Genomic DNA, 10,275 nt, shown 5'->3' on the forward strand with positions numbered 1-10,275 from the left:
CGGAAGGCGCGGCGGCAGCCGGGGTCGGACGGGGACCTGGGGTCGCGCCGGGGCGCGGACCCGGAGTCGGAGCCCCCGGCTTCGGGGCACCCGAGCCGGCGGCGGGGGAGGGCGCCGCGGTCTTCCGCGGGCCCGGCTTGGCAGCGGAACCACCACCGGTGGGGGCCACACCAAGCGCGTCAGTCAGCTTGCGCACGACCGGCGCCTCGATCGTCGAGGACGCCGAACGGACGAACTCACCGAGCTCGGTGAGCTTGGCCATGACGGCCTTGCTCTCCAAGCCAAGTTCCTTGGCGAGTTCGTAAACCCGGACCTTAGCCACTTCACTCCTGTCTATGAGTCCGGGGGTCTCGTCCGCCGGACTGTCGCTACTTCATGGGCGTACCCATCGCGTACTCATCGCGTACTCATCGAGTGCTCATCGCAATCTCGACCTACTTCCACATCGCGAGGTACCTGACTGGTGGCACGGCGTGCGGCTGCCCGCGCGCTGTGCCTTGTTGCGGTGGTTCTCCGCCGCGCGAGCGGCGGCCGTCGCAGGAGGCGGCCCGCCTAGGAGGCTCCGCCCGCCCGCTCCCCGATGAACTCGCGGAGCCGCTCCGTGTCGAGCGCGCCCTGGAGCCGGAAGGCCCGGGGGAACGCCCGACGGCGGACCGCGAGGTCGAGGCAGGCCGGATCGGGATGCACGTGAGCACCCCGGCCCGGAAGTGCGCCACGGGGATCAGGGACGCACTCGCCCTCGACCGCCGTGACACGCAACAGCTGGTGCTTGGCCGCGCGCTTGCGGCAGCCCACGCAGGTGCGTTCCGGGCGTGCTCGGACATGCGTCCGGCCAGACGAAGGCAAGTCTACCCCTCCGAAGCGACATGGCGCCGCCCCGCCGATCCCGGAGGGCCGACGGGGACGGCCACGACAACACTGACTACTGGGCCTGCGATTCCTCGGACTGGCCCTCGGTGTCCGGCCGGATGTCGATCCGCCAGCCGGTCAGACGCGCGGCCAGGCGGGCGTTCTGCCCCTCCTTGCCGATCGCCAGCGACAGCTGGTAGTCCGGCACGATCACCCGGGCGGAACGCTGGGCGGCGTCCACGATCTCCACGCTGGTCACCCGCGCGGGCGACAGGGCGGCGGCCACCATCTCCCGGGGGTCCTCCGACCAGTCGACGATGTCGATCTTCTCGCCGTGCAGCTCGCCCATCACCGCGCGCACCCGGGAGCCCATCGGGCCGATGCAGGCGCCCTTGGCGTTCAGGCCCTGGCGACGCGACCAGACCGCGATCTTGGTCCGGTGGCCGGCCTCACGGGCGATCGCCGCGATCTCCACGCTGCCGTCCGCGATCTCCGGGACCTCCAGCGCGAACAGCTTCTTCACCAGGCTCGGGTGGGTGCGCGACAGCGTCACCGAAGCCCCGCGCACACCCCGGCGCACGGCCACCACGTAGCACTTCAGCCGGGTGCCGTGCCGGTAGTCCTCGCCCGGGACCTGCTCCTGCGGCGGCAGGATGGCCTCCAGCTTGCCGATGTCGACCAGCACGTTCTTCGGGTCGTTGCCCTGCTGGACGACACCGGTGACGATGTCGCCCTCCTTGCCCGCGTACTCGCCGAAGGTCTGGTCGTCGGCGGCGTCGCGCAGGCGCTGCATCATCACCTGGATGCCGATGCTGGACGCGATCCGGCCGAAGCCGCTCGGGGTGTCGTCGAACTCCTTCGGCTCGACGCCCTCCTCCAGCTCCGCCGGGTCCTCCATGGCCCACACGGTGACGTGGCCGCTCTTGCGGTCCAGGTGCACCCGGGCCCGGCGGCGCGAGCCCTCGGTGCGGTGGTACGCGGTGAGGAGGGCGGACTCGATGGACTCGACCAGCAGGTCGAAGGGGATGTTCTTCTCGTTGACCAGCGTGCGCAGGGCACTCATGTCGATGTCCACGGCTACGCCTCCTCGTCTTTCGTCACGTTCGTCATGGTCGTACGGCACCCGGGGGTCACTCGGCGCCGTCCTCCCCCTCGTCGAAGTCCGCGGCCTCGTCCAGGAGCTTGTCGTCGTCCTTGCGGTTGAACTCGACCTGGACGCGAGCCCGGGCCACCTCCGCGTACGCCAGACGGCGCTCCTTCGGGCGGCCGCGCCCCTTCACCGGCTGCACCTCGACCAGTGCGCCGTCCTCGTCGGCCTCCAGCACCCGGGCGACGATCTCCCCGCCGTCCACCAGGTGGATCTTGGCCAGCCGACCCTCGGCGCGCTGCCAGTGCCGGGGCAGGACCAGCGGACGCTCCGCACCCGGCGAGCCGACCTCCAGCAGGTACGCCTCGTCCCCCATCAGGTCCGACTCGTCCAGGGCCTCACCGACCACCCGGCTGAACTCGGCGATGGTGTCCATGTCCACGCCGTCATCGGTGTCGACGTCGATCTGCACCTGTCGGCGGCTGCCCGCCCTGGTGACCCTGACGTCCTCCAGATCCAGTCCGGCCTGCTCGGCCAGCGGCTCCAGCAACGCTCGCAGCCGGTCGGTGTGGGTGGTGCTCATCCGGGTGGACTCCTCGGCCGCGTCTGCTGTTGTCAGAAGGTCGCCCCGCACCCCCGGTGCCACACCGGATCACGGCAGCTCGGCCCAAAGCCTATCCGGTCAAGCCCCCAACCACCGATTCCGGACCTCCGCCGACCACTCGCACACCACCCACTGCGAGCAAGCTCACACCCGGCACGGCACCCCCGAACCGGGCCCGGGAACGTGGGGATTCTGTAATCATTCACGCCAACGAGGGCAGGCGGGGAGGCCGTCCTCCCGTACCCGCCCGGAGTGACCGCGATGCAGCCGCCCAGCCGAAGGACCTTCCTGGCCCTCGGACTGCTCACCACCCTCACCGCCTGCACCGCCGACCCTCGCGGCGACCGCCCCGCCGGCCCCACCCCACCGCGCGACCCGGACACCCCCGCCCGCCTCCGTGCGATCGCCGACACCGACCTCCTGCTCGGCGCCTACGACAACCTGCTCACCGTCCCGGGCACCCCGACCGCCCTGCTCCAACCCCTGCGCGACGACACCGCCCAGCACCGCGCCGCCCTCGTCCAGGGCCTGCCGACCGCGAGCCCCTCCCCCACCAGCACCCCGTCCCGCTCCCTCCCCACCCTCGCCGAGCTGGCCGTCATGGAGCACCGGACCGCCGAGTCCCACCTCGACGGCTTCGGCGAGGTCAGCCCGCCCCTCGCCCGGCTGCTCGCCTCCATCTCCGCCTCCAACGCCCTGCACGCCGCGGCCCTCGGCGACCAGACCCCCGTCAAGACCCCCGACGGCAGCGCCGAAGCCACTCCCGCCACCGGGTCCGCCGCCGTCCCCACCCTCCAGACCGCCCTCAGCGCCGAACACGCCGCCGTCTACGGCTACGGCGTGGTCGGCGCCCACCTCCCCGACGACCCCCAACGCACCGACGCCCGCACCACCCACGCCGCCCACCAGGCCCAGCGCGACGCCTGGCAACGCCTCCTCACCGCCTTCACCGCCGCCCCCACCCCCGCCGCCGGCGGCTACCGGCTCCCCTTCCCCGTCACCGGCCCCGCCGACGCCACCAAACTCGCCGTCCACCTGGAAACCCGCCTGACCACCGTCTACGCCGACCTGGTCGCCGACGTCCCCGCCCCCTACCGCCCCCTCGCCGCCACCGCCCTCCGCGAAACCACCCTGCGCGCCCTCCGCTGGGGCGCCCCGGCCACCCCCTTCCCGGGCATCCCCAGCTGACCCCCGGAACCTCGGCGGGCGCGTGGCGAACGCCCCCGCGCCCACACAGAACCACCCCCGGCAACCCCCACCCACAGGGTTCGGCAGTCGGAAAACCATCCAGCCCCCGGAACGGCCACCGCCGGAGCCGCCCCCGACACCCACCCTCCGAAAGCCCCGTCCCAGCCCCCAAACCCCGACAATGGACCCATGTCGGGAGCCGAACCCACCATCACCGTCCCCACCTGGCTGACGAACAGCGTCGCCACCACCCACGGCGAGGCCGGCCGCCAATGGCTGGCCACCCTCCCCGCCAGGGCCACCGCCCACCTCGCCGCCTGGAACCTCACCCTGGAACGGACCCTCGACCCCGGCGGCAGTCTCAGCCTCATCGCGTACGTCCACCGCGACGACCTCTCCCCGGCCGTCCTGAAGGTCGGCCTGCCCACCCCCGAGACCGCCCACGAGCACACCGCCCTCACCCACTGGGCCGGCCGGGGAGCCGTCCTCCTCCTCGACGCCGCCCCCGCCGAGGGCGTCCTCCTGCTCGAACGCCTCCACGGCGAGATCCCGCTGCGCTCCCTCGCCGAACCCAAGGCCATGCTGGAGGCCACCAGCCTGCTGCACCGCCTCTGGACGGAACTCCCCGCGGGACACCCCTTCCCCACCGTCCCCCAGCGGGTGGCCGCGGCCACCGCCACCGCCGCCGCCCTGGCGGCCCCCCGCCCGGACCGCCACCCGGCCCACCACGCGGCGATCACCGAAGCCCAGCCCCTGATCGCCGAGGCCCTGGACACCGCCAGGACCCTGGCCGACTCCGCCGACGAGTCCTTCCTCCTGCACGGCGACTTCCACCACGGCAACGTCCTGGCCGCCGACCGCGCCCCCTGGCTGGCCATCGACCCGCGCCCACTGGCCGGCGAACGCGCCTACGACCTGGCCCGCCTCGCCCTGGACCGCGCCGACACCCTGCTCGGTGCCCCCGGCGCCCCCGCCGCCGTCCGCCGTCGGCTGGGCCGGCTCTCCGAAGCCCTCGAAGTCGACCAGGACCGACTCCGCGGCTGGACCCTCTTCCGCGCCGTCGACCTCGCCCTCCGCGCCCTCACCGCGGACCGCCGCGAAGACGCCGAGCTCTACCTCGAATTCGCCAACTCCCTCTGACCCACGAATCTTTACGCCCCGGCCCCTACGCCCCGGCCCCCCGCAAGGGCAACCGAGCCCCCATCACCGCATACAGCCGGTCCGTCGCCGGAAACCGCACCGCCCGCGCCAGATCCCGGTACCCCAACGCCCGGTAGAGCCGCCGTGCCGGCGTCTCCGCGTCGATCGCCGAGAGGATGCTCCGGTCCAGCCCCGACCGCTCGCACAGCGTCCGGATGATCCGCGAGCCGACCCCCTGCCCCTGGAACTCCGGCAGCACGTGCAGCTCGGTGACGGCGAAGACCCCGTCCAGCCAGTCCTCGTACCCCCGGGCCGTCAGATACGGCTCGATGACGGTGCTCCACCAGTGCTCCCGATGGTTGGGCATCCCGTACCCGAACCCGATCAGCCGCCCCCCGCTCATCGCCCCGAGCGCGATCACCCCGGGCTGCAGGGCGTGCCGCCCCACGATGTGCAGCCGGATCGCGACCTCCTCGGGCGTCAGCCCGAACGCCACCGCCTGGACCTCCAGCGCCTGCGGCGCCCAAGCCGCAAGGTCGATGGCCTCGATCGTCACCCCGGTCAGCTGATCCATGCTCCGGACGTTACTACCAGCGGCCCCGCAGCGCGGCCGAAGATCCCAACCACATCTCGCACGGCTCGTTCGACCCGCTCAGAACAACACGCTCATGAACGCCCCGACCTCCCGGAACCCCACCCGCCGGTACGCGGCCCGGGCCCGCAGGTTGAAGTCGTTGACGTACAGCGACACCACCGGCGCCACCTCCCGCAACGCGACGTCCAGGACCGCCGCCATCCCCGTCTCGGAGAGCCCCTGCCCCCGGTGCTCCGGAGCGACCCAGACCCCCTGGATCTGACAGGCCCCCTCCGTCACCGCCCCGATCTCCGCCTTGAAGACGACCTGCCCGTCCTCCCCGAATCGTGCGAACGACCGCCCGGTGGAGACGAGTTCGGCCACCCGGGCCTGGTAGAGGAGCCCCCCGTCCCCCGCCAGCGGCGACACCCCCACCTCCTCGGTGAACATCGCCACGCACGCCGGCATCAGGTCCTCGACCTCGTTGCGCCGGACCCTCCGCACCAGCGGATCCGGCGCGATCTCCGCCGACGGCACCGAGGTCGCCAACAACGGCTGGTGCGCCCGCACTTCCCGGGCCGGCCCCCAACTGCGCTCCAGCAGCGCCCAGAAGGCCGCCGTGGCCGCCGCCGGCCCGACGATCGAGGAACAGCGCCGCCCCTGCCGCCGGGCCCGCTCCGCGAACGCCGCGACCGCCTCGGACCCGGCGTTGACCAGGACCAGGTTCGCCCCGGTGTAGCAGAGCGCGTCCAGCACGCCGTCCCCGTCGTACCAGCCCCACATCTCCCCGCCGAGCCGCCACGGGTCCAGCCCGACGGCCTCGACCCTGGTCGCGACGAAGGCGTTGGCGACCGGGTCGCGGTGGAGGATCTCCAGGACGTCCGGGAGGTCCGGCGGCTCCAGCACGCGGGTGGTGGCCAGGGCCCGGACGGCCTGGAAGGAGCTCGGGAGCATCACACCTCGATCGAGCATCGAGACAGCACCTCACTGAGACGACTCTGGCCGCACCCTACTCCGTGGCCCCACCCGGCTACGGCCGCGGGGCCGTCCGCGAACGGACGGCCCCGCTTTCCGGAAAACACCGTGCGGACGCTCCCGCGCGGTCAGGACAAGCTGTGCGGGGTCACTCCCCCGCAACCGTTCACTCCCCCGCGACCACGGTCGGCGCCCCCGACTCGACACCCGCCGCCTGCATCTGCTCGGCGAGCTTCAGCGCCTCCTCGATCAGGGTCTCGACGATCTTCGACTCCGGAACGGTCTTGATGACCTCGCCCTTCACGAAGATCTGCCCCTTGCCGTTGCCGGAGGCGACGCCGAGGTCGGCCTCCCGGGCCTCGCCCGGGCCGTTCACGACGCAGCCCATGACGGCCACTCGCAGCGGCACCTCCATGCCCTCCAGCCCGGCGGTGACCTCCTCCGCGAGCTTGTAGACGTCCACCTGGGCACGCCCGCAGGACGGGCAGGAGACGATCTCCAGGCCGCGCTCGCGCAGCCCGAGCGACTCCAGGATCTGGTTGCCGACCTTGATCTCCTCGGCCGGCGGGGCGGAGAGCGAGACCCGGATGGTGTCGCCGATGCCCTCGGCCAGCAGCGCGCCGAAGGCGACCGCCGACTTGATGGTGCCCTGGAAGGCCGGCCCCGCCTCGGTCACGCCGAGGTGCAGCGGGTAGTCGCAGGCGGCGGCCAGCTGGCGGTAGGCGTTGATCATCACGACCGGGTCGTTGTGCTTGACCGAGATCTTGATGTCGCGGAAGTCGTGCTCCTCGAACAGCGAGCACTCCCAGAGCGCCGACTCGACCAGCGCCTCCGGGGTGGCCCGGCCGTACTTCTCCAGCAGGCGCTTGTCCAGCGAACCGGCGTTGACGCCGATCCGGATCGGGATCCCGGCGTCCTTGGCGGCCTTGGCGATCTCGCCGACCTTGTCGTCGAAGGCCTTGATGTTGCCCGGGTTGACGCGCACCGCCGCGCAGCCGGCGTCGATCGCCGCGAAGACGTACTTCGGCTGGAAGTGGATGTCCGCGATGACCGGGATCTTCGACTTCTTCGCGATGATCGGCAGCGCGTCGGCGTCGTCCTGCGACGGGCAGGCGACCCGGACGATCTGGCAGCCGGAGGCGGTCAGCTCCGCGATCTGCTGCAGCGTGGCGTTGACGTCCGCGGTCACCGTGGTGGTCATCGACTGCACCGAGACGGGCGCGTCACCGCCGACCGGCACGTTGCCGACCATGATCTGCCGGGAGTAACGGCGCTTGGCGAGCGGCTTGAGCGGCAGGGACGGAATACCGAGCGAGATCGCGGTCATGTGCGCAGGGTTCCCCGGGGTTGAGGTGTGGTCATCCGCCCGGCCGCTGGGACGGCCGAGGCCGGGCGCGCGAACTCCCGCGCACCCGGCCTCCACGGTACGGCACGGTCCGGGCGCCCAGCACACCCGCCGTCCCCCGACGCCCTAGCCGATCTTCACCGGGTTCACCAGGTCGGCCACCATCACCAGCAGGGTGAATCCGATGAAGATGCTGGCCACGACGTATGCGACCGGCATCAGCTTGGCGACGTCGAACGGGCCCGGATCCGGCCTCCGGAACATTCGTGCGAAGCGGCGGCGGACCGACTCCCAGGCCGCGCCGGCGATGTGGCCGCCGTCCAGCGGCAGCAGCGGCAGCATGTTGAACAGGAACAGCGACAGGTTGATGCCGGCCAGCAGGTTCACGAAGATCGCGATCCGCTGGGTGGCCGACTCGTGCAGCGAGAACACCTCACCGCTGACCCGGGCGGCGCCGACCATGCCGATCGGCGAGTCCGGGTCGCGCGGGGCGTCGCCGACCACGGCGTTCCACAGGCCGGGGATCTTGCCGGGCAGGGCGGCCAGCGACCGCACCCCGTTCTCGGCCATGTCGTACATCCGGTCGACGGACTGCCCGAAGCCGAGCTGGACGGTCTCGCTCCTGGGGGTGAACCCGAGGAAACCCGCCTGGACGGTCTGGCCCTTCACCGGCACGCCGTTGCCGTCGTACTTCTGCACGTCGTTGACGGCGATGGTGGGCGTGAAGGTGAGCTGCTGACCGCCGCGGTCCACGATGATCGTCACCTGCTTGCCCGCCGACTTCCGGATGTCCGCCTGGAGCTGGTCGTAGTCGCGGATCCGGTCGCCGTCGAAGGAGAGCACCTTGTCGCCCTGGCGCAGGCCGACCTCGTTGGCCGGGGTCTTGGGCGCGTCGGCCGGGCAGGTGTCGGTGGGCTGGCCGGCCTTGACCACGCACTGGGCGACCGAGCCGATGGTCGGCACCGCCATGGTGACGCCGAAGCCCATCATGACCGTCAGGAACAGCCCGAACGCCAGGATCAGGTTCATGAACGGCCCGGCGAACATGACGATGATGCGCTTCCACGGCTTGCGGGTGTAGAAGAGCCGCTGCTCATCGCCCTCCTGGAGCTCCTCGTAGGAGGCCTCACGGGCGTCCTCGATCATGGTGCGCCAGGGCGAGCTGCTGCGCTTGGTGATCCGGCCGTCCTCGCCCGGCGGAAACATCCCGATCATCCGGATGTACCCGCCGAACGGAATCGCCTTGATGCCGTACTCGGTCTCGCCCTTCCGGCGCGACCAGAGGGTCGGGCCGAAGCCGACCATGTACTGCGGCACCCGGATGCCGAACAGCTTGGCCGTGGAGAGGTGGCCGAGTTCGTGCCACGCGATCGAGACGAGCAACCCGATGACGAAGACCAGGATGCCGACCACCGTCAAAACCGTTGCCACCGCTGGTCCTCCGTCATGCCGCTCCGCTCATCGTCTCGTCCTACCGCAATCGGGGTCGTCAGTCGACCGTCAGCCGGCCGCCAGCTCGCGGGCCCGGGCGCGCGCCCAGTCCTCCGCGTGCAGGACGTCCTCCACCGTCAGGGAAGTTCCCGCCGCCGAACCGCCGTCCCGCCGGCCGTGCTCGGCCACGACCTTGGCAACAGTGTCCACGATTCCGGTGAAGACGAGGCGGCCCTTCAGGAATGCCTCCACGCACTCCTCGTTGGCCGCGTTGAAGACCGCCGGGTTGGTGCCGCCCAGGGTGCCCACCTCGCGGGCCAGCTCGACCGCCGGGAAGGCCTCGTCGTCCAGCGGGAAGAACTCCCAGGTGGCCGCCTTGGTCCAGTCACAGGCGGGAGCGGCGTCCGGCACCCGCTCCGGCCAGCCCAGACCCAGCGCGATCGGCATCCGCATGTCCGGCGGGCTGGCCTGGGCCAGGGTCGAACCGTCGGTGAACTCCACCATCGAGTGCACCACCGACTGCGGATGGACCACGACCTCGATCCGGTCGAACGGCACGTCGTACAGCAGGTGCGCCTCGATCACCTCCAGGCCCTTGTTCACCAGGGTGGCCGAGTTGATCGTGACGACCGGGCCCATCGCCCAGGTCGGGTGCGCCAGCGCGTCCTGCGGGGTCACCCCGGCCAGCTGCTCCCGGGTGCGGTTGCGGAACGGGCCACCGCTGGCGGTGACCACCAGCTTGCGCACCTCGGCCCGGGTGCCGCCCGCCAGCGCCTGGAACAGCGCGGCGTGCTCGGAGTCCACCGGCACGATCTGGCCCGGCTTCGCCACCGCCTTCACCAGCGGACCGCCGACGATCAGCGACTCCTTGTTGGCCAGCACCAGCACCCGGCCCGCCTTCAGCGCGGCCAGCGTCGGCCGCAGGCCGATCGAACCGGTGATGCCGTTCAGCACCGAGTGGCACTCCAGGGCGGCCAGCTCGGTCGCCGCGTCCGGGCCCACCAGCACGGTCGGCAGCGGACGGCCCGCCGCCTTCGCGGCCAGCGCCTCGCGCAGCGCCGGCTCGGCCGCCGGATCGGCCA

At 72.0% G+C, this 10,275-nt stretch carries 11 protein-coding genes; 2 read left to right on the forward strand and 9 right to left on the reverse strand.

Annotation, left to right across the window (positions count from 1 at the left end; all coding sequences use genetic code 11):
* The 4 genes from KS423_RS27695 to rimP all read right to left on the reverse strand — a co-directional run.
* On the reverse strand, positions 1–322 hold a 322-nt coding region (locus KS423_RS27695), incomplete at its 3' end, for a translation initiation factor IF-2 N-terminal domain-containing protein (RefSeq protein WP_224282504.1).
* A gap of 230 nt (positions 323–552) precedes the next feature.
* Positions 553–846 carry a YlxR family protein gene (locus tag KS423_RS27700; RefSeq protein ID WP_224282505.1) on the reverse strand — a complete coding sequence of 98 codons (294 nt, stop codon included), beginning with the start codon at positions 844–846 and terminating at the stop codon, positions 553–555.
* A gap of 76 nt (positions 847–922) precedes the next feature.
* Positions 923–1,924, reverse strand: coding sequence for a transcription termination factor NusA (gene nusA / locus KS423_RS27705; protein WP_224282506.1), 1,002 nt, complete (start codon positions 1,922–1,924; stop codon positions 923–925).
* Positions 1,925–1,979: 55 nt separating this feature from the next.
* Positions 1,980–2,519, reverse strand: coding sequence for a ribosome maturation factor RimP (gene rimP / locus KS423_RS27710; protein WP_224282507.1), 540 nt, complete (start codon positions 2,517–2,519; stop codon positions 1,980–1,982).
* A gap of 282 nt (positions 2,520–2,801) precedes the next feature.
* On the opposite strand from rimP, the gene KS423_RS47540 reads away from it, so the two are divergent.
* Positions 2,802–3,728 carry a ferritin-like domain-containing protein gene (locus tag KS423_RS47540; protein ID WP_263455308.1) on the forward strand — a complete coding sequence of 309 codons (927 nt, stop codon included), beginning with the start codon at positions 2,802–2,804 and terminating at the stop codon, positions 3,726–3,728.
* A 189-nt stretch (positions 3,729–3,917) separates the two neighbouring features.
* On the forward strand, positions 3,918–4,868 hold the full coding sequence (locus tag KS423_RS27720; protein ID WP_224282508.1) for an aminoglycoside phosphotransferase family protein: 951 nt from the start codon (positions 3,918–3,920) through the stop codon (positions 4,866–4,868).
* Positions 4,869–4,893: 25 nt separating this feature from the next.
* On the opposite strand, the gene KS423_RS27725 is transcribed toward KS423_RS27720, so the two are convergent.
* From KS423_RS27725 to dxr, 5 genes are all read right to left on the reverse strand, one after another.
* On the reverse strand, positions 4,894–5,442 hold the full coding sequence (locus tag KS423_RS27725) for a GNAT family N-acetyltransferase (protein WP_224282509.1): 549 nt from the start codon (positions 5,440–5,442) through the stop codon (positions 4,894–4,896).
* A 78-nt stretch (positions 5,443–5,520) separates the two neighbouring features.
* Positions 5,521–6,396: a GNAT family N-acetyltransferase gene (locus tag KS423_RS27730; protein ID WP_224282514.1), complete on the reverse strand. Its 876-nt coding sequence runs from the start codon at positions 6,394–6,396 to the stop codon at positions 5,521–5,523.
* A 187-nt stretch (positions 6,397–6,583) separates the two neighbouring features.
* Positions 6,584–7,744, reverse strand: a complete 1,161-nt coding sequence (ispG, locus tag KS423_RS27735) for a flavodoxin-dependent (E)-4-hydroxy-3-methylbut-2-enyl-diphosphate synthase (protein WP_224282510.1) — start codon at positions 7,742–7,744, stop codon at positions 6,584–6,586.
* Between the two features lie 144 nt (positions 7,745–7,888).
* A complete protein-coding gene (locus tag KS423_RS27740; RefSeq protein ID WP_224282511.1) occupies positions 7,889–9,193 on the reverse strand; it encodes an RIP metalloprotease in 1,305 nt (434 codons plus the stop codon).
* 69 nt (positions 9,194–9,262) lie between these two features.
* Positions 9,263–10,275, reverse strand: a 1,013-nt coding sequence (gene dxr / locus KS423_RS27745; RefSeq protein ID WP_224282512.1) for a 1-deoxy-D-xylulose-5-phosphate reductoisomerase, incomplete at its 5' end; no start/stop codon positions are given.

Origin of the sequence: Streptomyces sp. LS1784 (genome assembly GCF_020103755.1) — a bacterium.
Lineage (GTDB): Bacteria > Actinomycetota > Actinomycetes > Streptomycetales > Streptomycetaceae > Kitasatospora.